This window comes from Pseudomonas vancouverensis (assembly GCF_004348895.1).
Taxonomy (GTDB): Bacteria; Pseudomonadota; Gammaproteobacteria; order Pseudomonadales; family Pseudomonadaceae; genus Aquipseudomonas; species Aquipseudomonas vancouverensis.
Genome location: NZ_RRZK01000022.1, coordinates 17,200 through 41,029, shown reverse-complemented (window position 1 = coordinate 41,029; position 23,830 = coordinate 17,200). Strand labels below are relative to the sequence as shown.

Below are 23,830 nucleotides of genomic sequence, written 5' to 3'. Positions count from 1 at the left end.
GAAAAAAATGGCCTTTGGGTCAAAAATATTTAAGGCAGGCCGATGTCCTACAAACTCCCGCATCTCCCCTGGTTGCGCACCTTCGAAGCGGCCGCGCGCAGTTTGAGTTTCACCGCCGCAGCCGAAGACCTGCACATGACCGCCGCAGCGGTCAGCCTGCAAATTCGCTCGCTGGAGCAGTACCTGGGCTTCCAGTTGTTCGAGCGATTGCCCCGTGGCGTGCGCCTCACCGACATGGGCAGTGCCTACCTGCCTTCGGTACGCAAGGCCTTCGATGAATTGGCGGTATCGACTGTGGGCCTGTTCGGCAGTCGCGGCGACTGCTCGATCACCGTTCGCTCCACCGCGGCCTTTGCGGTGCTGTGGTTGGCGCCGAAGCTTCAGGGGTTTCTCGATGCCTATCCCCATGTCGAAGTGCGTTTGCTGGCCGACATCTGGGCGGACGCCCAGGGCGCGGACCAGAGCGCCATCGACATCCGTTTCGGTGACGGTCAGTGGGAAGGCTTTGATGCCGAGCTGATCCAGAAAGAGGCTTCGATCCCGGTGTGCAGCCCGCGCTGGCTGGAACGGGCGCAGTCCCCGGAGGCGCTGGCCAGCCTGGCGCAACAGAACCTGATTCACATCATGGGTTGTGAGGATCTGTGGACCCGCTGGTTTCGTCGCGCCGGCATCCAGGAAGACAGTAGCCGCAAGGGCTTGCAGGTCGACACCTCGCTCACGGCGCTGGAACTGGCCAGCGCCGGCTCGGGCTTCGCCCTGGTGCTACGCAGCCTGACCCGTTCCTACACCGATTCCGGGCGGCTGATTTCACCGTTCGAAGGCGAATTGCCGATCGAGCAGGCGCATTACCTGCTGCAACCGAAAGCCGGTAAACGTCCGAGCCCCGAGGTACTGTCCTTCAGGCAGTGGCTGCTGGACACGGCCCGCACGCCTTGAACAACGGGTTTGTATCGCTGTGTATCAACGCTTGGCGTCGATACACAATCTTTCAACCTGGCGAGAAATCGACACAGAGCAGATACCTCAGCGCGTTCCAATGCACCCAAGGCTTGAAGGGGATCAGCCAGACCCCGGCCAACGGCTTGCAATGGAGACATCACCATGAACAAGGTACTCACCCAAACCCGCCGCTTCGCCGTCCCATCGATGCTCGCACTCGGTCTGTTCTGCGCGATTGGCGCGGCCAAAGCGCAAACCGCTGCGTCTGCTGAGCCAGCGACCAGCACTGTCAGCACCCCCCATGCTGCGCCATCCCCCTTCGGTCCGCTCAAGCACATCAAGGCTGGCCTGCTCGACGTGGCCTACGCTGAAACCGGCCCGGCCGATGGCCCGGTGGTGATTCTCCTGCACGGCTGGCCCTACGACATTCACAGCTATGACGAGGTCGCACCGCTGCTCGCGGCCAAGGGTTATCGCGTACTCATGCCTTACGCCCGCGGCTACGGCGACACGCACTTCCTCTCTGACAAAACCCTGCGCAACGGCGAGCCGGCGGCACTGGCCAGTGACGTCATCGACTTCATGGATGCCCTGAAGATCAAGCAGGCGGTGCTCGGCGGCTACGACTGGGGCGCACGTTCGGCCGACATCGTCTCGGCCCTGTGGCCGGAGCGGGTCAAGGCGCTGGTGTCGGTCAGCGGTTATCTGATCGGCAACCAGGCGGCCGGGAAAACCCCATTGCCGCCCAAGGCTGAACTGCAGTGGTGGTACCAGTTCTACTTCGCCACCGAGCGCGGTCGTGCCGGTTACGAAAAAAACACCCATGACTTCGCCAAGCTGATCTGGCAAACCGCCTCGCCGAAGTGGGCTTTCGATGACGCCACTTTCGAGCGCAGTGCCAAGGCGCTGGACAACCCGGATCACGTTGACATCACCGTGTACAACTACCGCTGGCGCCTGGGCCTGGAGCCGGGCGAACAGCAATACGCGGCCCTTGAGGCGAAGCTGGCCACCGCACCGGCGATCAGCGTGCCGACCATCACCCTGGAGGGCGACGCCAACGGTGCGCCGCACCCGGCGCCCGAGGACTACGCCAAGCGGTTCACCGGCAAGTACCAGTTCCGCTTGATCGACGGCGGCGTCGGCCACAACCTGCCCCAGGAGAATCCGCAGGCTTTTGCCAAGGCTGTGATCGACGCCGATCACCTTTGAGTCAACCGCCTCACCTCAGGTGTGCGGCTCGGATTTGTGGCGAGGGCTCTAGCACGGCCCCCGCCAAAGCCTGCGCCGTTCGAGCAACAAACCGTGAAAAAAGACAACCCTCAAACATGGGTCGTCACGGGACTGTCACTAGTCCTTGATAACGTCCTCGCGCTTTTTGATCCACGCCCGTTCAAATCCGATCGACCGTGCCCTGCGTGCAGGGCCCAGCTCAAGGCGACACTGCGGTGTACTCAAGCTCGACGCGTAAATCATTCATCCTCAGGTCCGGCGACATGCGCAGCGACGACTTCGGCCTGCTGTTCTCGAAAATGTTCGGCAATCTCTATGCCGATTCCCCGCCACCACCCAAGGACATCATCATCGGTGGCGTCTACGGTCGACACGATGGCGTAAGTTTCCGGCGCATGCATTACCGGGGGGATTTCTCCGTAGCATTTCCCGCACCGCTGGACGAAATCTCCTTTGTCATCCCCACCGCCGGCACGATCATTTTCAACCATGCCAGCGAGTCGGTCGGCTATACCCAGGTCGGCCTGGCCATCGACAAGGCCGAGGTGCGTTCGGCACGTTTCATCGACAACCATGCGCAGCACGGCATCTCGATCAATCGCGGCCTGCTCACCGAACGACTGTCGACCCTGCTCGGCAAACCCATCGTGCAAAAGCTGTGCTTCGAACCCGTGGTCGATTTGAACGCCTCGGCGTTCCAGGGCATTCGCGCATTGATCGAACTGGCAACAGGCAATGAATTCGATTTGCTGCTCAACGCAGGATCATTGATGCCCTCGCGCCTGCGGGAAATGCTGATCGACGCGGTGCTGGAAAGCTGGCCGCACAATTTCACCGAAGCCCTGCAACGCCCGACACTGCTCATCGCACCACGGCATGTAAAGCTGGCGGTCGAGTACATTCAGGAGCATCCCGACAACCTGGTCAGCGGCACGGACCTGGCGCGGCTGACCAACGTCAGCTTGCGCGCATTGCAGGAAGGGTTTCAGCGATTCGTTGGCACCTCGATCGTTGCCTACCAGCGGCAAGTGCGTCTGGAGCGGGCGTACGCGGCACTGGCTGAAGGCGCTGCACCTTCGGTGACGGACGTCGCCTTGCAGTATGGGTTCAGCAACGTCGGCCGGTTTTGCCAGTATTTCCAGAACGCTTACGGCATGAGCCCCGCCGAGGTCAGAAAAGGCCTGCGGATGCGGCACTCGGCTTAATCCCTGCCCTTGGGTTCACAGCACCAGCGCGATGCTGCGAGCCCAGGGATATCTCATCAGAACAGGTAGCTGGCCTTCAGGCTGCCATAACCGCCATGGCTGTCACCGCCACCAGCGGCACCGACTTCAGCACCCACACTGAACGCGCCCAGATTGGCCATGACATTCACGCCACCGGTGAACTGGTCGCGGTTGTCGAACGCGGCGCGTTGCTCAATGTCCAGGCCCAGCAAGTGCCCCTGGCTGTCGACTTCGTGATCGCCCAGCACGTGTTCGTAGCCCACCTGCACACCCGGGACCAGTTGCCAGGCACCCATCGGAATGGCAGCGAATGAAGCGTTGAGGTTGGCCACGGCGCTCTTGCGGGTTTCGTTGATACTGTCGACATCGAGGGCCAGCTCGCTGCCTTTTTCCTGGAAGCTCGCAATATTGACATGGCTGACACGCACGCCAAGGCTCGGTTCCAGGGTCACGCTCTGCATCGGCATGCGGTAGCCGACGGCCAGGGTCAGCCCCGTCAGGTCGCCATGGCTGTCGCCCTTGGCCCGACCGAGGCCGCCGCCGATATCGCGTTTGCTCGAGTAGTCCAGATAACCGGCACTGGCGTCGGCATCGATGAACACGCCGCGCTCCAGACCGTCCGGGGCAAAACGCGCACCGACGCTGAAGAAGGTCAGGTCGGTATCCGCTTCGCCACCGGCACCACCGACGTTGCCGTTGCTATAGCCGAAGCCGCCGTGGGCGCTGAGCTGCTCGGAGAAACGCTGGGTCAGGCCGATCATCACGCCCTGGCTGTGCTCGTTGCTGCTTTGTGCCTGGGACGAACCGTCGGTGCCCAGGTAACCCACCAGCGCGGTGCTCCACAAGCGGTACTGGCCGGCCTTGAGGTCGGTGCCGCTGGTGAACGGCGCAGCGGCCTGATCGATCATCGCCGTCTGACGCAACAGGTAGCTGGCTGCGTCGGCGTGCACCTGGCCACCCACCGTGGACTCGACACCCCCGAGGCTCTGGGCGTCGATGGCCGATTGCAGGTAGTAGTTGTAGTCGCTGTAGGTGCCCGACAGGCTGCTGTTCTGCAGTTGTTGCAACAGGCCCGCGCCCGCCGCGGCGTTGCCCGACAGCCCGGCCTGACCCGGCAGGCTGTTGAAGAACACCATCTTGCCGCGCAGCACGTAGATGGTTTCCTGGGACAGGCCCAGGCCCTGCTTGAGGTAGTTGTCCATCGTGCCGTACTGCGCGGTCACCTCATCCAGACCCGCTTGCAGGTAGCTGGCGTCGACCCCGATCAGCGGCGCGTAGATGGCCGCCATGCTCGGCGGCATCGCCGCCAGCGTCGCCTTCATGCGCGCGGCGGTGTAGTCGTTGGTCGCCAGGTAGTTGCTCATGATGGTGGCGCTGTCGACCCCGGCGATGCTTTGCAGCACGGCGGCGGTCCAGCCGGTGCGGTCCTTGCCGGCGGTGCAGTGGAACAGCTCGGCGCCGTCGGCGGCAGCCAGGTCATTGAACAACTGGCTGAACTGGCTGCGCATGCCCGCGTTGCGGACGAAGTCGCGGTTGGTGTCCTGCATCATCTGCGTGGCTTCGGCGGCGCTGTGGAAGGCCACGTTGGTGATGTTCGCACCGGAAGTGGCACCGCCGACGATGTCGATGTTGATGTAGTTCGCGCCACTGGGCAGGGTGTCGGGGGTGGCGGCGATTTCGGCGGGGGTGCGCAGGTCGTAGACGGTCTTGATGCCCAGGCTGTTGAGGGTCGCCAGGTCCGCTGCCGACGGGGTCAGGGCATTGGAGCGATAAAACACCCCGGCGCGCATGGTGCCGTCATTGGCCGTGTTATAGGCCGTGGTGGTGCCGGCGATGTCGCGGAAGTTGTCCAGACTCTTCAGGCGTGGGGTATTGAGGGGGACCGTCTCCGCGGCTTGGGCGGCAGCGATGGACAGGCTTAGAACCGAGAAGGAAAAGAGAAGACGTTGAAACACGATGCAGCCTCATTGATGAAACGTTGGGCTGGCCACTATTGGGCAGTGATTCGACGCTGAATATTACAAAACCGGGTTTTCGGGAAATGCCTGCGCGATGTGTCCGGGAAGCTCGTTTTCTGTCCGTGGGAGCAGCAAAAATCCTGCTCGGGGCAGGAGTTCTGGTCGCCTAAGAAAATCTTCAGCCTTTCCAGTTCTTGTGGCGAGCGAGCTTGCTCGCGTTGGGCTGCGCAGCGGCCCCAAAAAGATGGTACTTCAGCACCTTTTTTTGTGAGTGCTGCGCACTCAAGCGTCGGAACGCCGCCCGGAGCAAGCTCGCTCGCCACAGGTTTTTCATCGCCTAAAGAATTTTCAAGTGAACGGCATTCTCCGCAGGGCACGGTTTTCGTCGTTTGCCCCGCGCAGCATTTGATGCAGCTGAAGATGAGCTATCTTTTCCTGCATCAGCTGACTGTCAACGGTAAGGACGCTTTATGACCCCACTGCACCGGTGCCATGTGCTTTTCGCCCTGACGCTCTGCGCCACCGCGCTGCTGAGCGTCCCGGCTCACGCGACACAAGCCAAGCCAAAACCCAAGCCCAACACCATTGCCATCGCGCCTGCCACCTACACGGTCACCGGTCCCGTTGCCGGCACCAAGGTGACCGAGTCCTACGTGCGCATGATGGCCCGCGAGGCGTACTTCTGGGGTTGGCCGATGGCCAACATCTACAACCGGCGCCAGGCCTTCAAGAGCGTGCCCGAGCCGGGACTGATGGGCGGCATCGTGCCGGTTGCCCCCGTCAACCGTTTGGCGATGCTCAGTGACTACATCGACCCCGCGCAACGGCTGGTGGCCTGCCCCAATCAGGACGTGGTGTATGGCGCCGGCAGCATTGCCCTGGATTTCGAGCCGGTGGTCTTGCAAATACCGGATTTCAACGGTCGCTTCTGGGTGTACCAGGTGGTCGACCTGCGCTCCGACAGCTTTGCCGAACTTGGCAAGATGTATAACACCCAGCCGGGTTTCTACCTGCTGGTCGGCCCGGACTGGAACGGCAAGGTGCCGCCCGGCATCACCAAGGTCTACCGTTCGCGCAGCAACACCGGTTTCGTGATTCCGCGGGTGTTCCAGGACGACACCCCCGCCGACCGCCAGGCGATACAAACGACCCTGGCCGGTATCGACATGTACCCGTTGTCCCAGTACGACGGCAAGGTCAAGCGACGCGACTGGGCGCGCTTGCCGAAATTTCCCGCCCAGGCCGGCGACGGCAAGGGCGAAACCCGTTGGGTGCAACCGGAGCAGTTCTTCGATGACCTGCCGGTCTTGCTCAACGATGCCAAGCCATTGCCCGGGGAAGAAGTGCGCTATGCGCAAATGACCGCCCTGGCCAATATCGCCAAGTCCGACCCGGCACTGCGCGCGGCCATGATCGACGAAGCCAGGAAAGCCGACAGCGAAGTGATAGACCCGCTGCTGCAGTTCAGCAACTACGGCCTGCAACTGTCCGACCACTGGAGCACCGTGAGCAACGGCGCCGCCTTCGGCACCGACTACTTCACCCGCACTGCCGTGGCCCGTTCGAACATCTTCGTCAACCAGAACAAGGAGACCAAGTACTTCTACCAGGACCTCGACGAGAACGGCGTGCGCCTCAACGGTCGCTACGACTACAAAGTGACCTTCGCCAGGAACAAATTGCCGCCGGTTCGGGGCTTCTGGTCGCTGACGCTGTACAACGAACAGCATTTCTTCGCGCCGAACGATTTGAAGCGCTACTCAATCGGCACCAAGAACAAAACCCTGCAAACCAACCCGGATGGCTCGTTGACCCTGTACGTGCAAAGTGAGTCGCCGGGCAAGGACAAGGAAAGCAACTGGCTGCCCGCGCCGAAAGACGCCGACTTCTCGCTGTACCTGCGCGCCTACTGGCCGGAGGTCGACGCCATCGATGGCAGCTGGACGCCGCCGGCCGTGGTCAAAACCGAATGATATTCCCGAGGTACACGCCATGAGCGCTGCGTCGCTGTCCGAACTGGATGCCGCCCTGCCGGGGCTGGCCCGCAAAATCCGCGTGCTGCCTGCCCTCGCCTGGCCAGACGGCGTCGAGGAAGACTTTCTGCAGCACTGGCGCAACGGCAAGGCGCAAATGCCCAGGGTCGAGCTGCAACCCCGCGACCACAGTGCGGACATTCAAGCCCTGGAAGCCTTTATCGGCTGCTGCGACCGGGGGCATCCCGCCGGCAATTACCTGGCCATGACCGCCCAAAGCTACGCCACGGCCGGGCGCATGCTGGGTGCCATCGGCACGCCGGACTTCACGCATTTTTCGGCGGCCTTGTACCGGCGCCCGGATTTCGTCTACCCGCGTCAGGAACTGAACATGCTCGACGCGGCGCGGTTCTTCCTCGACACCACCGATGCACTGCTCGGTGGCGCCCGGATTCCCTCGACTGAAAGTGATATCACTGCCGAGGACTTCGCGGCGTGGATGCAACCGGAACTGGACGGTTTTTTCGGCCCGGGCCAGATCAATGTCATCCTCGATCCGACCTTGGCCTCAAAGGCCATCGCCGGAGCGACACGTGTTCGCTTGCGCGCCAGCGCGCTGTTCTCGGAGCTGGACAAACAGCAGTTGCTGCAACACGAAGCCTTCGTGCACGTTGCCACTGCACAGAACGGCGCGTTGCAACCCAACCTGAAAAGCATGAGCCTCGGCGCGCCACGCACCACCCAGACCCAGGAAGGCATCGCCACCCTGGCCGAACTGTTCACCGGCAGCATGGACATCAACCGCTTGCGGCGTTTGGCCCTGCGCGTGCTCGCCGTGCAACAGGCGCTGGACGGTGCGGATTTCATTCAGGTGTTCGAAGGGTTTCTCGCCGGTGGTCAGTCGCCGGAAGAGTCCTTTCGCTCCAGTCAGAGGATTTTTCGTGGCGCCGACCTGCGTGGCGGTTCGGCCTTTACCAAGGACGCGGCGTACCTGACCGGACTGCTTGGCGTGCACACGTTGCTGCGGGTGGCGATCCGCGACAACCGCCCGGAACTGGTCGGCCACCTGTTTGCCGGACGCCTGAGCCTGGGTGATACCGTGCGCCTGGCGCCGCTTTTCGAATCCGGCTGGCTGCAGGGGCCGGTGCACGTACCGGCCTGGGCCAGTGACTTGCGGCGCCTGGCGGCCAACCTGGCGTTCTCGGCGTTTATCTCGCGAGTGAAACTCGATGTACTCGATCTCGAGAAATTCCTCGCCTTCGCCGACGAACACGAGGCGGACGCCAGTGGCCAAGCCGCCCCATGATGTGCACTACGCCACCTGCATCAGCTTCGCATACGCCTGCAAATGGTGATCGTCATCGCCGAACTGGCGCGCCACCATCAATAGATGCTTGGCATGGTGCGACAGCATGTATTCCCAGGTCAGTCCAATGCCGCCGTGCAATTGGATGCCCTGATCGGCGACAAAGCGGCTGGCACGGCTGACGATGAACTTGGCTGCCGCGAGTACGCGGCTACGTTCGTCACTGTCTTCCTGATCCGCCACGCAGGCGGCAAGCAAGGTCATTGAGGTGGCCTGATCCAGCTCGATGCGCATGTCGACCATGCGATGCTGCAAGGCCTGGAACTTGCCGATCGGCTGGCCAAACTGCTGACGGGTTTTCAGATAGTCGAGGGTCAAGGCGCAAGCGGCTTCCATGCTGCCGACCGCTTCTGCGCATTGCGCGGCAATGCAACGACCTTGCTGGTAACGCAAGGCAGATAAGGCCTGGCCCAGGTCGCCAAGTACCGCGCTGCTTTTCACAAACACATCGTCCAGGTACAACTCACAGGCCATGCGTCCGTCCATGGTGGCGAAGGCGCGGCGGGTGACGCCCTTGTCCTGGGGGTCGATGAGGAACAGGCTGATGCCCTGCTCGTCCCGAGCTTCATGGCTGGTGCGCGCCGACACCAGGATCAGCCCGGCGCTGTGCCCGCCGATGATCACCGATTTACGCCCGTTGAGTGTCCAGCCACCGTTCACCGCTTCGGCACGGGTCTGCACGTCGTGAAGCTGGTAGTGACTTTGCGGTTCTTCCAGTGCCACCGCCACTTGCAGACCGGCGCTGGCGATCTGCGGCAACAGGGTGTCTTTCTGCGCAGCGCTGCCGAGCTGATCGATCAGGCCCCCGGCAAAAATCACTGAATGCAGGTAAGGCTCCAGGCACAGCCCGCGGCCCAGTTCGGTCATGATCAGCATGTTGTCCACGCCGCTGCCGCCGTAGCCGCCATAAGTTTCGGCGAAAGGCACCGCGCATAGCCCCAGGTCGCCCAGTTGCTGCATGAATGCATTGCTGAAGCCGTTTCTGCTCTGGCGATACTGCTCGCGATGCTCGAACCCGTAGACGTCACGCACCAGGCGCGCGGCCGTGTCCTGCAGCATCAGCTGTTCTTCTGTCAGTTTGAAATCCATGGTCGTGGGCGCCTTACAGTTCGAGGATCATTTTCGCGATGATGTTCTTCTGGATCTCGTTGGCTCCGCCGTAGATCGAAGCCTTGCGTGCATCCAGGTACTGGTAGGTCGCGGCGCTGCTGTAGTCGGTGTACAGCAAGGGCTCGCTGCCATAACCCAGTTCGTCCTCGATGAACGGCAATGCATAGGGACCGACCGCCTTGCTGATCAGGTAGGTAATGGCCTGGCGGATCTCGGTGCCCCTGATTTTCAGGAACGAACTTTCCGCGCCCGGCGCATCGCCATTCTGCGTAGCGGCCAGGGTGCGCAGGCTGCTCATCTCCGCCGCCATCAACTGCATCTCGACCTCGGCCACCTGTGCGCGGAACATTGGCTCTTCGATCAAAGGCCGACCGTTGCGCAGCTCCGCGCTGGCAATGCGTTTGAGCCGGCCGAGCAGCGCCTTGTTCTGCGCGATACCGCCGATGCTGGTGCGTTCGTGGGTCAGCAGGTACTTGGCGCAGGTCCAGCCCTGGTTTTCTTCGCCGATCAGGTTGGTGACCGGCACCCGCACATTGTCGAAGAACACTTCGTTGACCTCGTGCTCACCGTCCAGGGTGATGATCGGGCGCACGGTAATGCCCGGGGTCTTCATGTCGATCAGCAGGAACGAGATGCCCCGTTGCTGGCGTGCCTCGGGATCGGTGCGCACCAGGCAGAACATCCAGTCGGCAAAATGCGCCAGGGTGGTCCAGGTCTTCTGGCCGTTGACCACGTAGTCATCACCCTCGCGTACGGCGCGGGTTTTCAAGGAGGACAGGTCGGAGCCGGCACCCGGCTCGGAGTAGCCCTGGCACCACCAGTCTTCACAGGTGAGGATCCGTGGCAGGAAATGCGCTTTCTGTTCGGCCGTACCGAACTTGATGATCACCGGCGCGACCATTTTCAAACCAAAGGACAACACTTTCGGCGCACCGGCGGCGAAGCACTCCTCGTCGAAGATATGCTTTTGCACATCCGTCCAGCCGGTGCCGCCGAACTCGACGGGCCAGCCCGGCGCCAACCAGCCCTGGCGATTGAGGATACGCATCCATTGCACCTGATGCTCTTTGCTCAGGCGCTTGCCCAGGGCGATCCGTTCGGACAGCTCGCTTGGCAAATGGTCACGCAGGAAGGCCCGAACGTCCTGGCGGAAGGCCTGTTCGTCCGCGGAGAAATCAATGTTCATCCAGCTACTCCACAAAGCAATGGGACAACACCCGCCCCTTGTGGGAGCGAGCAAGCTCGCTCCCACAGGTTATCGGCAGGTCCGATCAGTCGAAAACGATCACCGAACGCGCCAGTTCACCACGACGCAGTTCATCGAAGGCCTCGTTGATCTGGTCCAGGCGAATGCGCTGGGAAATCATCTCGTCGAGCTTGAGCTTGCCGCTCATGTAGAAATCCACCAGTCGTGGCATGTCCACCGGGAAACGGTTGGAACCCATCAGCGAACCCTGGATGCGCCGCTCTTGCAGGAGCTGGAAAGGATCGAGCTCGATTTTCAGGCCGGGCTTGAGCATGCCGATCACGGTGGCGGTACCGCCCCGGGCGAGCATGGCGAAAGCCTGTTCGGCGGTCTGTTTTAGGCCAATGCATTCGAAGGCGTGGTGCACGCCGCCACGGGTCAGTTCCACCACCTGCTTGGCGGCATCGCCGTCGCGGCCGTTGATCACATCGGTGGCACCGAACTGCCTGGCCAGCTCAAGCTTCGAGTCGAGCATGTCGATGGCGATGATCCGCCCTGCCCCGGCCAAGGCGGCGCCGTTGATGGCGGCCAGGCCGATGCCGCCGCAACCGATCACGGCGACGGTTTCGCCCGGACGCACCTTGGCGGTGTTGAACACCGCACCGGTGCCGGTGGTGACCGCACAACCGAGCAGCGCAGCACGGTCCAGCGGCATGTCACGGCGAATGGCGACGCAGGCGTTCTCGTGCACCAGCATCTGCTCGGCAAACCCCGACAGGTTGACGAACTGCGGCATCGGCTTTTGCACGTAAGTCAGGCGTGGCTCTTCGTCCTTGCCACGTTTGGTTTCCGGCGACACGCAGCGGGCCAGGTGACCGGTAACGCAGTGGTCGCAGTGACCGCAGAATACCGTCAGGCAGGTGACCACATGATCGCCCGGCTTGACCGAACGCACTTCAGAGCCCACCTGCTCGACCACGCCGGCCGCTTCATGACCCAGCACCATGGGGCCCGGGTACGGAAACGAACCGTCGATCACGTGCAGGTCGGAGTGGCAGACCCCCACGGCCTTGGTGCGGATCAACACTTCACGCGGGCCCGGTTTGCTGATGCCCACCTCCTCAATGACCAGTGGGGCACCAACCTTGTGGAATACGGCAGCTTTCATGGCATTTCTCTCAAGAATGTTCGGGGATTCAGGCCAGGTTGGCCGCAGTGCGCAAAACCGCCTTGGCGTGGCTGAAGGTGCGGAAGCCGTCGATGCCGTGATAGGCACCCATGCCGCTGGCACCGACCCCGCCAAATGGCAGGCCTTCGCTGCTGGCATGGCTCATCACGCCGTTGAGGGTCACGCCGCCGGAACAGGTTCGACTGAGCACCCGGGCTTCTTCGTCAACGTCCTGACCGAAGTAGTACAACGCCAGCGGCCGGGGCCGCGCGTTGATCCGGGCAATCACCTCGCCGATGTCGTCGTAGGCGATGATCGGCAGCAAGGGGCCGAAGATTTCGTCCTGCATCACCTGCAGATCGTCTGCGGGATTGAGCAGCAAGGTCGGCATGACCTTGTTCAGGGTGCCCTGACTGAAGTCTTCGCCGGCCGCGTTCAGTTCGATCAGTTCGACGCCGGCCTCGCGGGCTTCACTCAGGTAGCCTTGCAGGCGCTGGAAGTGACGGGCGTTGATGATCGAGGTGTACTCGGGGTTGTCCTTCAGCGTGGGGAAGAACTTCGCTACCACCGCCTTGGCCACGGCGACGAAGGCATCCAGCGACTCCCGCGCCACGTAGACATGGTCGGGCGCCACGCAGAGTTGACCGGCATTCAGCAACTTGCCGATGACCACTTTGGCCACGGCATCCTTGAAATCTGCGCTGCGGGAAATGATCGCTGGCGACTTGCCCCCCAGCTCCAGGGTGACCGGCACCAGGTGCTCGGCCGCGGCGCGCAGCACATGCTTGCCGATGCTGGTGGCGCCGGTGAACAACAGATGGTCGAAGGGCTGGCCACAGAAGGCCTGGCCGACTTCCGGCCCGCCAAGCACCACCGCCACTTCTTCTTCGGCATACACCGAGGCAATCAAACGGGCAATCAGTGCCGAGGTGTGCGGGTTGAATTCCGAGGGTTTGATGATCACCCGGTTACCGGCCGCGAGGGCACCGGCCAATCCGCTGAAGACCATGTAGGCCGGTACGTTCCACGCCGTGACTATGCCGACCACACCCAGCGGCTGGTATTGCACCCAGGCTTCACCGCCACGGGCCTGGCGTTTCTCCGGTTGCATCCATTGGGCCAGTTCGGCCTTGGTCTGCTTGAGGGTAGCCAAAGGTGAAAGCACTTCGCTGCCCTTGGAAAAAGCCGGGCTGCGGTGACCGAAGTCGGCGGTCAGAGCATCGATGATTGCCTGTTCGTTGTTGACCAGCAGGCCCATCGCCCGGTCGAGCAATTCGCAGCGTTCTTCGAGGGTGTAAGGTTCACGGGCCAGGAAAGCGGCCCGTTGTTTTTCCACAATCGCGCGGATGTCGACACCCGGTGAACTCTCGATGGCGCTCATCTGTACCTCTCTTGTTGTTGTAAGGACGCAGCGGCACACGGACGACGCTGCACAGGTCTGCCCGCATGGTTGATCATCGACGTGGGCCAGGCCGCCACCCGGATCAGGTGGGTGGCGGCAGATCGAGTGGTTTCAGGCGAGGATGCCCATGGCCTTGGCGCTGTTGATCGCCTGGGTGCGACGACAGGCGCCGAGCTTGACGTTGATGTTCTTGGCGTGGGTCTTCACGGTGTTTTCCGAGATGAACAAGCGGTTGCCGACCTCACGCACGGACATGCCTTCGGCGAGCAGCTTGAGCACCGACACTTCCCGGGGTGTCAGATCGTCCTGGTAATCCGGCACACCGCCGATACGCGCCAGTGAAGCCTTGCCGCTGTCGGCCGGCTGTTCGCGGGCCAGCATGCGCTCCCTCTGCCGGGCAATCGCTGCCTGATAGAGCGCGCTGTCGATCCTGCCCCAGTGCATCCGCCGCTCGGCCTCGTGCAACAGCAGCTGGGCTTTTTGCGGGTCGTGATTGCGCGAGGCGATCTCGGCGAGCAAGAGATAGCCATTGAGCACGAACGGTGCGCAACAATCGCGCACGTGCAACAGCCCGGCCTCGCCGACCACTTCAGCTTCGCTGAGATGGCCCTGTTGCAATAACAGCTCACCACGCAGGAACAACAAGCGACCGAGCAACGGCAACGGTTGCGTGTACGTCAGGCGGTCAAGCTCGGTGCGCAGCAATGCCTGGGCGAAACTGGTCTGCCCCTTGAGCATCATCAGGCGCACCCGGTCGGCGTTGATCAGCACTTCCGACTCATGGCTGCCCTGGCGTCGGGCCAGTTCCAGGGAGTGGTCGAGCAAACCTTGCGCCTGTTCGAGGTCACCGGTGTCCATGGCCAGGCGCGCCAGAATGCAGTGGCACAGCAACACCGACAACCAGTCCTCGCCACTCAAGCTTTCCATTGCAGCCCGGCAATGGGTACGCGCCGGTCCTGAATGGCCGCGCAGTGCCTGCAAGGTGCCGAACAGCGCCTGCCAGTTCGCCAGCAGGCGTTGGTTGCGCGCAGGATCTGCCATCGGCAAAAAATGTCCGAGACGCGCCAGGCACTCTTCGGCTTCGTCCAGTCGCCCACTGAACAGCAACGCCTTGGCGCACAGGTAAATCAGGCGCGGGCTGCTGTAGAGCAACTGCGGCTCGATGCGCTCACGCCAATCCATCAGTTTGCTCAGGTGGCGCTCGCTGAGAATCCAGCTCAGCCACAGGCGCTCCATGTAATTGGCGGCAACTTCCGGCTGGTCGGCGCTCAGCGCGTGTTCGACCGCGTCGTCAACGTGGCCCTGCACACTGAGCAAGTGGCAGGCACGCAGGCGCAGGCGATTCAGCGCGGCGCCGCTCAAATGCTTTTGCAACGCCTGGGCCACCGACGGCACCAGCCGATACCAGCGCGCTTGCAGGTCGATGGGCAGCAGGAACGCCTCGCACGCCAACAGGCTGTCGAATACCCGCCCACGCTGCTGGCCTTCCCAGAGTTGTTCGCAAAAATCGGCATTGGCCCGGGACAGATGGGCCAGGCCGATCAGGACTTCGCACTGTTCCTGGCTCAGGCGCGCCAGCAGTTCGCGCTCCAGGTATTGGCCAAGCAATGGGGTCGGTTGTGCCTGAACCAGCGACAGGCGCACACCGGCGCACCAGCCTGCGCTGTCGTGCCAGAGTTTTTCCCGGGAAGGTGCATCCGTTTCGGGTGCCAGCGCTTCGACCAGCGCTTCGAATTCATCCGGACGCAATGCCAATTGGCGGGCATTGAGCTCCAGCAGTTGCCCGGTGAGCATCAGCCGCGGCAGGTTCCAGTCGGGGCGCTGGCGGCAGGTGACGAAGATCTGCAGCTGCGGGTTGTGCAGGGCCAGGAGTTGGTCGAACCAGTGGTTCAAGTCGTCCGGCATGGTTGCCGGGAGGTCGTCGAAAACGATGTGGATCGGGCCGGGTTGACGAGTGTTTTCTGTCGACAGGAATGCGTTGGCCTTCAGGGCCTCATCGCGAGCAAGCTCGCTCCCACAAGGGAATGCGCTCAACTGTGGAAACGGTTCGGCCGGATGCATGTTTTTTGTCGACAGGATTGCACTGCCTGCCAGGGCCTCATCGCGAGCAAGCTCGCTCCCACAGGGGAATGCGCTCAACTGTGGAAACGGTTCGGCCGGATGCATGTTTTTTGCCGACAGGAATGCTCGGGCGGGCGGGGCCTTCTCGCGGGCAGGCTCGCCTTCACAGGGGAATGCGGTCAACTGTGGGAGCGAGCTTGCTCGCGATGACGATGGCTCAGGCAATAGAGAGCCTGCCTGCAGAAACGCAAAAACTTCATCCACCGCCACCCCAAGGGCACCGGCCAAGGTCCCGCGCACATCCGCAAGCGTCTGTACCTGCCCCCCCAGACACACCCACACCACCCGCCCGGGCGGTGCAATGCCCTGCAGATACTGATGCACGATCGATGTTTTTCCGTATCCGGCAGGTGCGCAAAGCAGTCGCAAGCGGCAGGGCTTGCGGTGGAGTACATCGCACAGATGCGGTCTTGGCACCAACATGGCGGACCTCGCTGATGGAGAGTGGATTCCATCATTGGCCCAAGCGCCCTTTTGTGCGCCACCCGCATCAGGTGGGTGGGCAACGCACAACGCCCTGCAGGCAGGGCGTTGGTTATACGCGGGACGAACGGTCAGCGAATGCCGTCGTTACGCAGTGCCGCCGGGGTGAAGTCGTTCATTTTCGCCATCATGCCGTAGGTGGTCGCGTGCTTGGACTCGTTGGTCATGGCCAGCACGTTGTAGCGACCGGCGATCAGGTCATAGATCCCCATCATCGCGTAGCCGGCTGCGCCGCGTTCGTAATCGTTGACGCCATACCCCTCACCGACTCGCCACAGCTGACCACGGCCATCGTAGTGATCGACCTCGGCCAGTTGCCAGGTGTCCTCGTCAAAGTACAGATCGCGCTTGGCGTACACGTGGCGCTGGCCAGGCTTGAGCGTGGCCTCGACGTGCCACACGCGATGCAGTTCGTAGCGGGTCAGGTCCTGGTTGATGTGGCCCGGCTTGATGATGTCGTCGTACTTCACTTTCGGCGACTGCAAGCGGTAGTTGTTGTACGGAATGTACATTTCCTTCTTGCCGACCAGTTTCCAGTCGTAGCGGTCCGGCGCGCCGTTCATCAAGTCGGTGTTGTCGGCGGTACGCATGCCGTCGGAACCGTTGCCCGGACCGTCGTAGGCTACCTGAGGTGCACGGCGCACGCGACGCTGACCGGCGTTGTAGACCCACGCCAGGCGCGGTTCCTTGACCTGGTCGATGGTCTCGTGGATCAGGATCACACTGCCAGCCATGCGCGACGGTGCGGTGATTTCCTGCTTGTAGTAATACAGGACGTTGTCGGCCTGACCGGCGGCGATGCCTTCCATCAACTGCGGAAAGGCCAGTTTGTCTTCGTATTCGACGATGGAATACGCACCGTTCGCTTGCGGTGCCGCCTGCGCCGCCACACGCTCCATGTTGCCGCCACGATAACGGTTGGTGTGGTTCCAGTAGATTTCCACGCCGTTCTTCGGGATCGGGAATGGGTAGTAACGGGTCTGGGTGAAGTTCACCAGGCCGTTGCCGTCCGGCGTCAGTTCGGTGGTCACCGCGCTCTTTTTCGCGATCTCGTAGATGTCCTGCGGGTTGGCCGCAGTGCGCTGGGTCTTGTACACCGGGATCCTGTAGCTGTCCGGATAGCGCTTGAACATCGCCAGTTGGCCCGGGGTCAGCTTGTCCTTGTACTGCTCGGCGTTGGCCGCGGTGATGACGAATTGCGGTTTCTCACCGGCAAACGGATCGCCGAGAAAGCCGTTGTCCAGGGGGGCTGCACCGGGTTTCAAGCCGCCGGTCCAGGCCGGAATGCCAGTGGCGGCATCGCCGGCTTTTTCCGCGCCGAGGGGCGTCAGGGTGGTCCCCAGCTGCGCGGCTTCCTGAGGGGTGACGGCGGCCATGACCGAACTGGCCAGCAGCGACAGACTCAATGCGCCAGCGCGCAAAATCAAACGTGCATTCATGTTCAGATTGTTCATGTTCAAATGACCTCTGGGGCAAAGTTGCATCAGAAATTCACGCCGAGGCTCAACGACACGTAGTCGCGATCGACGTTGGTGTTGAAGTCGCCGCCGAAGTAGTTGGTGTAACTGAGGCTGGCGGTATAGGTGTTCAGGTAATCGGCATCGACACCCAGGCTGACGGCCTTGGAGCCTTCATCGAAGTTCGGGCCGTAACCCTCGACGTCATGGGACCAGGCGAGGTTCGGCGACAGGTTGATACCGGCGATCACGTTCGGGTAATCGAGCTTGCCGCGCAGGCGATAGCCCCAGCTGTTGCTGGTGTAGAAGCCGTTGCCGTTGCACTCCTGGGCCGGGTTGCTGGCGGTCGGCAAGCCCGGGGCTGTGCCCAGGCACGTGGCCGCACCGGCGACGCCCGGCAGTTCACCGGAGCCGAAGGCCGGGCTGCGGCCAAAGCGCAGGTCCGTGCCGTCCGTCCTGCCCAGGCCGCCGATGTGGTTGTAGCCGACCTCGCCCACCAGGGTCAGGCGGTTGGCGCCGAAGACCTGATCGAAGAACTGGGTGGCCGTCACTTGTGCCTGGGTCACCGGCATGCGCTTGTAGCCGTTGACCTCGGCACCCAGATTGCGCCCGGCGAACCCCGTGGTGATCAGTGGCGAGGTGGCGCCAAAGGTGGCAGCGGACAACAGGTCGGCGGTGTTCAGTTGCAGCGGCATGTTCGGCCGGTAGCTGACTTCACCACCGAGGGAAACACCGGCGACGTTGGTCTGGAAGCTCAGGCCGTAAAGGCGAATGTCTTCCGGGTAGTCGATGAAATAACGGGCACTGCGCGCCGACGCCAGGCTGCCGGCCGGGTTGGTCATCTGCACGATGCTCAGGTACGGGTTGCGGCTGTGATAGTTCATCGCATAGGCGCCGAACTCGGTGTCGTTGGCCTCGGGCACATACCAGCGCAGGGCCAGGCCGTATTGGCCGCTGTTGCGCGCATCGTTGTCTTTCAGGCGCGGAATGTAGGCGTCGTCGGTACCGGCGGCGAGGGCCGCGAGGCTGCCGGTGTTCTTCGCCACGCCCGGTGCCAGATCCTGCCCGGCGATCACCAGACGGTCGTTACAACCCTGGGCTACACCATCGCTGCCGAAGAAGGTGCCGCAGTTGTCCACCACCGACTTGTCCCACTGCAGCTGGTAGAAACCTTCGGCGGTGATGTTGTCCGCCAGGCCCTGTGACACGTACAACAGGTTGACCGGAACCAGCCCCTCCTTCACTTCCGCACCGGGACGGCGCAAGGCGGCGACGTCGATCGGGTTGATGCTGTTGATCGAGTTGCCGATAAAGGTGCTCTCGCCCCAGCTCACCACTTGCTTGCCCAGACGCACGTTGCCGATCTGATCGCCAATCGTGTAGTTGTGATAGACGAAGCTGTCGAGGAACATCGCACCCGACGACTTGGCCGCACGGTCACGCCCGCTGTCGTCGATGTCGTAGAACGGACGGTGCTCGTCCATCAGTTCGAAGTCGTACCAGTATTTGCCACGGACGAAGGCGCCGCTGTCGCCGTACTTGAGTTCCAGGTCATGCACGCCCTTGAAGATCTTCGAGAAGGTGTCGCCCTTCTCGAAGTTCAGGCGGTTGTCGTCGGTGGTGCGCGATGCAGACTCGCCGCCCTTGACGCCCTGGGAGTTGAAGTTGGAAATGAACTGTTTGTCCGGATTGGCCGTGGACCAGCTCTGGCCCACCGACAGCGACGAGTCGAACTTGCCCTGAATCTCGCCGATATTGAATTCAACAGCGTGAGCCTGATTGCTCGCACCAGCGGCAACCATCACAGCAACGGCCAGCAGACTCGGCTGGAAGACTCCGCGCATTGTTTTTGTTGTCATGCGGTTCTCCGGTTAAGGATTAAGTGTTGGAGTGCCCATGCTAGCGACGCTCCGGCGAGGCCCTCACACCCGAACGGGTGATTTGGACCGGTGTTGTTCATGGGGTTTTGCCTGACTTCAGGCCCACGACCGAAACCTGGGTCGCGGGCGTTACGCTCGGTGACACTCAGCCGGTAAAGCTCGGCGCACGTTTGTCGATAAAGGCCGCCACTGCTTCACGGTGATCGGCGGTCTGGTGCGATAACACCTGGAAGGTCGCGGACATTTCCAGCAGAGTGTCGAGCCGGGTGTGCAAGGCTTCGCGCAGCAGGCGCTTGGCCAGACGCACGGCGTGGGGCGGGTTGGCGGCAATCGCGGCGGCGATTTCCCGGGCGCTGTCCAGCAGTTGCTCTGCCGGTACCACACGGGAGACCAGGTTCCACTGCTCGGCCTGGCGGGCGTCGATCATTTGCCCGGTCAGGGTCAGTTCGGTGGCGCGGGACAAACCGATGATGCGCGGCAGCAACCAGGCACCGCCGTCACCGGGAATGATCCCCAGCTTGACGAAGCTCTCGGCGAACTTCGCTTGCTCCGAGGCGACACGGATGTCACACATGCACGCCAGATCCAGCCCCGCGCCGATCGCCGCACCGTTGACCGCGGCGATCACCGGCACTTCCAGGTTGAACAACGCCAGCGGCAGACGCTGGATGCCGGTGCGGTATTCCTGACGCAACTGCATGCCCGACATCTGCGCGTAGCGGTCCATGTCCCGCACATTGCCGCCGGAACAAAAGGCGCTACCGGCGCCGGTGATGATCACTGCGCGCACGCTGCTGTCGCATTCGATGCGCTCGATGGCTTCGAGGAATTCAGGCACGGCAGTGTTGCCGGTCAGCGGGTTGCGGCGTTCGGGGTCGTTCATCGTCAGGGTGACGACGTGACCCTCCTGTTCGTATTTCAGAAATGCGCTCATGGTGAATCCTCAGGCCGGTTGAGTCAGGGCGACGTGACGCACGAAATGGCTGGCGCAGGTGCCGGGCTGGTCCAGAAAGGCCTGGCCGACAATGCCGTTCCAGTAACTTTCCGAGCCTTCGCTGATGCGCCACTCGTGCAGGCGCCGGGTGAACAGTTGCAGGTCGAGTTCTTCAGTGATGCCGATGGCGCCAAACAGCGCGTGAGCGATGGCACTCACTTGAGGGACGGCCATGCTGGTACGGGCCTTGGCGATGGCCGCCGGCAGCAATTGCGGTACTTGCAGCGCGGCGCTAAACGCCAGTTCCGCAGCAATACGCGAGGCGGCCACCTGTTCGGCCATCACGCTGAGTTGATGCTGCACCGCCTGGAACTTGCCGATGGCCTTGCCGAACTGCACGCGGTCGTTGCAGTACTCCAGGGTCATGTCCAGCACCCGCTCCATGGCCCCGGCGATGGTCGCGGCATGGATGGCTGCATGGAACACACGGACCTCTTCACCGTTGTTGCCAATGGCCTTGCCCACCGACTCGGCCGGCCAGAACAAGGTCGCACATTGGCTGCCATGAACGCCCATGGACTGGCGCCGGGCCAGGTGGCAATCGAGCAGCAGCAACTCGCCTTGCAGGTTGACCAGGGCAAAATCGGCGAGCAGACCAAAGGCCACTTGCGGCGCACACAGGCTGCCGTCGGCCTGGCGCCAGGCGCTACCGGCGAGGGTCAGCATCCCGGTCGGGCAATCACGCAGCAGTGCGCGAGCGGCAATGCTTTGCGCGGCGGGAACCGGCAAGGCGTAGCGCCCGAATGCAGTGAAAATCGGCAACAGTGACTCAAGCGTGAGCCCTGCACCGTCTTGCGCTTCCGGGGTCAATAATTCGAGGAATCCGCTGTCTTGCAAAGCGTTCCACAGCAAGGTGGCGTCACCGCCCTCTTCCACTGCCCGCACCCTCGTCGGTGTGCACAGGTCCGCCAGAATTTTCTCAATCGCTTCAGTAAACATGCAGTGTCTTCCTATTCGAGCGGTTTCAGCGCAGGCCGAGGCCGCGGGCGATCATGCCGCGCAGGATTTCCCGGGTGCCGCCGCGCAACGAGAAGGTCGGTGCCACCTGGTTGAGGTAGGCGACGGTGCGGTACAGCGCCTCATCAACCGGCTTGTCCGGATGGGCGCTGATCGCCGCGGCGATGGCCGTTGGGATCGCCTGTTCGAACTCGGTGCCGATGTCCTTGACCAACGCGGCTTCCACCACTGGGCTTTCACCCTTGGCGAGCAATGCGGTCAACGCCAGTGACAGATTGCGCAGGCAGGTCAACTGGGTGAGGAAACTGCCCAGCAGCGCCGTTTCCTGCGCCGTCGCACCGTTGCGCCGCAAGCACTCGGCCCACAGGTCAAGCAACACCACGCTGGAATAGAAACGCTCCGGCCCGCTGCGCTCGAAGGCGAGTTCGGCATTCACCTGTTTCCAGCCACTGCCCTCCTCACCCACCAAGGCGTCTTCGCCAAGCAGGACGTCGTCGAAGGCCACTTCGGAAAAGTGCGCGTCACCGGCCAGGTCGACAATCGGCCGCACGCTGATGCCCGGTTGCTTGAGGTCGATGATGAATTGCGACAGGCCGCTTTGCCGGTCCTCGGGCGAACCGCTGGTGCGTACCAGGGCGATCATGTAGTCGGCGTGATGGGCGTTGGTGGTCCAGATCTTGCGCCCGCTCAGCCGCCAGCCTTCCGGGCAGCGGGTGGCACGACTGCGCACGCTGGCCAGGTCGGAACCCGAGTTCGGCTCGCTCATGCCGATGCAGAAAAACGCCTTGCCGGCGCAGATCCGTGGCAGGTAGAAATCCTTCTGTGCGTCGCTGCCGAACTTGAGGATCAACGGCCCGCTCTGACGGTCGGCGATCCAGTGCGCGGCCACCGGCGCACCGGCGGACAGCAGCTCCTCGACCAGCACGAATCGACTGAACGCATCCAGCCCGGCACCGCCATATGCCGCGGGCAAGGTCAGGCCGACCCAGCCACGTTGCGCCAGTTGCCGGCTGAAATCTGCGTCGAAACCGGTCCAACTGCGGGCCCGCACATCGACAGGCACCTGCGGCAGGTGCTCGGCCAGGAAGGCTTTGACTTCAGCGCGAAAGGCCTCGGCATGGGCTGGCAGGCCGGTCAGGCGAAAGGCATCGAGCAGGCTGCTCACCGGGCACCTCCGTCAACCTTGCCGTACAGCGTCACCACGCAGGCACCGCCCAGGCCGAGGTTGTGGGCCATGGCCAGGCGAGCGCCCTCGACCTGACGCTGATCGGCGTTGCCGCGCAATTGCTGGGTCAACTCGTAGCACTGCGCTAGACCGGTCGCACCCAGCGGGTGCCCCTTGGACAGCAGCCCGCCCGACGGATTAATGACAATTTGCCCGCCATAGGTGTTGTCGCCATCCAGCACGAACTTCTCGGCGCCGCCTTCCGGGCAGAAACCCAGGGACTCGTAGCAGATCACTTCGTTCTGGGCGAAGCAGTCATGCAGCTCGCAGACATCGATATCCTGCGGGCCGACACCGGCCTTCTCGTAGACCTGGCCCACGGCGGCGTGGGTCATGTGGGTGCCGACCCAATCGAGCATCGACGGCTGGTCGAAGTTGAAGGATTCCGGGGTGTCAGTGGTCATCGACTGCGCGACGATTTCCACGTCACGGCGCAGGCCATGTTTTTTCGCGAAACGCTCGGACACCAGAATCGCCGCCGCACCGCCACAGGTCGGTGGGCACGCCATCAGGCGGGTCATCACCCCCGGCAGGATCACCGGGTCGTTCATCACGTCTTCGACGCTGAGTACCTTGCGGAACAGGGCCAGCGGGTTGTTCGCGGCGTGACGGCTGGCCTTGGCGCGCACCGCGGCGTAGGTCTCCATCTTCAAGCCGAACTTGTCCATGTACTCGCGCCCGGCACCGCCAAAGGTACGGATGGCTTGCGGCATGCCTTCCATGTCGGCGGTCAGGCCGCGCAGGATCGGCAGGAAGCGTTCGCGGGTTGGCGGGCGGTCGTCCCAATGGGACTTCAACGCGCCGGCCTGCATCTGTTCAAAGCCGACGGCCAATACGCAATCGGCAGCACCGGACTCGATGGCCTTGCGCGCCAGGAACAACGCGGTAGAACCGGTCGAACAGTTGTTGTTGACGTTGACCACCGGGATGCCGGTCATGCCCACTTCATAGAGCACGGTCTGGCCGCAAGTGGAATCGCCATAGACATAACCGGCATAGGCCTCTTGCACCAGTGTGTAATCGATGCCCGCATCGGTCAGGGCGCGGCGTACCGCTTCGGAACCCATCTGCACGTAGGTGCCGCTTTCGCTGGGCTTGCGGAACGGGATCATGCCGACGCCGGCAACCAGTACTTTTTCGCTCATGGTGTCA

Annotated in this window: 17 protein-coding genes; 5 read left to right on the top strand and 12 right to left on the bottom strand. The window is 62.7% G+C overall.

Annotated features, from left to right (window positions below; genetic code table 11):
- Positions 1-42: 42 nt before the first annotated feature.
- The 3 genes from EIY72_RS16340 to EIY72_RS16330 all read left to right on the top strand — a co-directional run bounded on the left by EIY72_RS16340 (position 43) and on the right by EIY72_RS16330 (position 3,377).
- Positions 43-936, top strand: coding sequence for a LysR substrate-binding domain-containing protein (locus EIY72_RS16340; RefSeq protein ID WP_093221144.1), 894 nt, complete (start codon positions 43-45; stop codon positions 934-936).
- Positions 937-1,101: 165 nt separating this feature from the next.
- Entirely contained in the window at positions 1,102-2,151 is a 1,050-nt protein-coding gene (locus EIY72_RS16335) for an alpha/beta fold hydrolase (RefSeq protein ID WP_093221147.1), read from the top strand.
- Positions 2,152-2,435: 284 nt separating this feature from the next.
- Positions 2,436-3,377, top strand: a complete 942-nt coding sequence (locus tag EIY72_RS16330; protein ID WP_197678836.1) for a helix-turn-helix transcriptional regulator — start codon at positions 2,436-2,438, stop codon at positions 3,375-3,377.
- Between the two features lie 56 nt (positions 3,378-3,433).
- Here the strand turns inward: EIY72_RS16330 and EIY72_RS16325 are convergent, their stop codons facing one another.
- Positions 3,434-5,353, bottom strand: coding sequence for a tyrosine-protein phosphatase (locus tag EIY72_RS16325; RefSeq protein WP_093221155.1), 1,920 nt, complete (start codon positions 5,351-5,353; stop codon positions 3,434-3,436).
- Positions 5,354-5,826: 473 nt separating this feature from the next.
- On the opposite strand from EIY72_RS16325, the gene EIY72_RS16320 reads away from it, so the two are divergent.
- Positions 5,827-7,329, top strand: a complete 1,503-nt coding sequence (locus tag EIY72_RS16320; RefSeq protein ID WP_093221158.1) for a DUF1254 domain-containing protein — start codon at positions 5,827-5,829, stop codon at positions 7,327-7,329.
- 19 nt (positions 7,330-7,348) lie between these two features.
- Complete coding sequence (locus EIY72_RS16315) at positions 7,349-8,635, top strand: peptidase MATCAP family protein (protein ID WP_093221162.1); 1,287 nt, start codon at positions 7,349-7,351, stop codon at positions 8,633-8,635.
- 6 nt (positions 8,636-8,641) lie between these two features.
- Here the strand turns inward: EIY72_RS16315 and EIY72_RS16310 are convergent, their stop codons facing one another.
- From EIY72_RS16310 to EIY72_RS16260, 11 genes are all read right to left on the bottom strand, one after another.
- Positions 8,642-9,784, bottom strand: coding sequence for an acyl-CoA dehydrogenase family protein (locus EIY72_RS16310; RefSeq protein ID WP_093221166.1), 1,143 nt, complete (start codon positions 9,782-9,784; stop codon positions 8,642-8,644).
- A 13-nt stretch (positions 9,785-9,797) separates the two neighbouring features.
- Positions 9,798-10,991, bottom strand: a complete 1,194-nt coding sequence (locus tag EIY72_RS16305; protein ID WP_093221170.1) for an acyl-CoA dehydrogenase family protein — start codon at positions 10,989-10,991, stop codon at positions 9,798-9,800.
- An 85-nt stretch (positions 10,992-11,076) separates the two neighbouring features.
- Positions 11,077-12,159 (bottom strand): Zn-dependent alcohol dehydrogenase, encoded by a 1,083-nt coding sequence (locus tag EIY72_RS16300; protein WP_093221175.1) that lies wholly within the window; start codon positions 12,157-12,159, stop codon positions 11,077-11,079.
- 28 nt (positions 12,160-12,187) lie between these two features.
- Entirely contained in the window at positions 12,188-13,540 is a 1,353-nt protein-coding gene (locus EIY72_RS16295; protein ID WP_093221180.1) for a coniferyl aldehyde dehydrogenase, read from the bottom strand.
- A 132-nt stretch (positions 13,541-13,672) separates the two neighbouring features.
- Complete coding sequence (locus tag EIY72_RS16290; protein ID WP_231985564.1) at positions 13,673-15,622, bottom strand: helix-turn-helix transcriptional regulator; 1,950 nt, start codon at positions 15,620-15,622, stop codon at positions 13,673-13,675.
- Between the two features lie 614 nt (positions 15,623-16,236).
- On the bottom strand, positions 16,237-17,604 hold the full coding sequence (locus tag EIY72_RS16285) for a DUF1329 domain-containing protein (RefSeq protein ID WP_093230534.1): 1,368 nt from the start codon (positions 17,602-17,604) through the stop codon (positions 16,237-16,239).
- A 44-nt stretch (positions 17,605-17,648) separates the two neighbouring features.
- Complete coding sequence (locus tag EIY72_RS16280) at positions 17,649-19,481, bottom strand: DUF1302 domain-containing protein (protein WP_093221184.1); 1,833 nt, start codon at positions 19,479-19,481, stop codon at positions 17,649-17,651.
- 166 nt (positions 19,482-19,647) lie between these two features.
- The gene (locus EIY72_RS16275) at positions 19,648-20,436 is read right to left on the bottom strand and encodes a crotonase/enoyl-CoA hydratase family protein (RefSeq protein ID WP_093221188.1); all 789 of its coding nucleotides are present in this window, start codon (positions 20,434-20,436) and stop codon (positions 19,648-19,650) included.
- A gap of 9 nt (positions 20,437-20,445) precedes the next feature.
- The gene (locus EIY72_RS16270) at positions 20,446-21,435 is read right to left on the bottom strand and encodes an acyl-CoA dehydrogenase family protein (RefSeq protein ID WP_093221191.1); all 990 of its coding nucleotides are present in this window, start codon (positions 21,433-21,435) and stop codon (positions 20,446-20,448) included.
- Positions 21,436-21,460: 25 nt separating this feature from the next.
- Positions 21,461-22,618 (bottom strand): acyl-CoA dehydrogenase family protein, encoded by a 1,158-nt coding sequence (locus tag EIY72_RS16265; RefSeq protein WP_093221195.1) that lies wholly within the window; start codon positions 22,616-22,618, stop codon positions 21,461-21,463.
- Positions 22,615-23,823 (bottom strand): lipid-transfer protein, encoded by a 1,209-nt coding sequence (locus EIY72_RS16260; RefSeq protein ID WP_093221199.1) that lies wholly within the window; start codon positions 23,821-23,823, stop codon positions 22,615-22,617. Before EIY72_RS16260 ends, EIY72_RS16265 begins: the two co-directional genes overlap by 4 nt.
- Between the last annotated feature and the right edge of the window lie 7 nt (positions 23,824-23,830).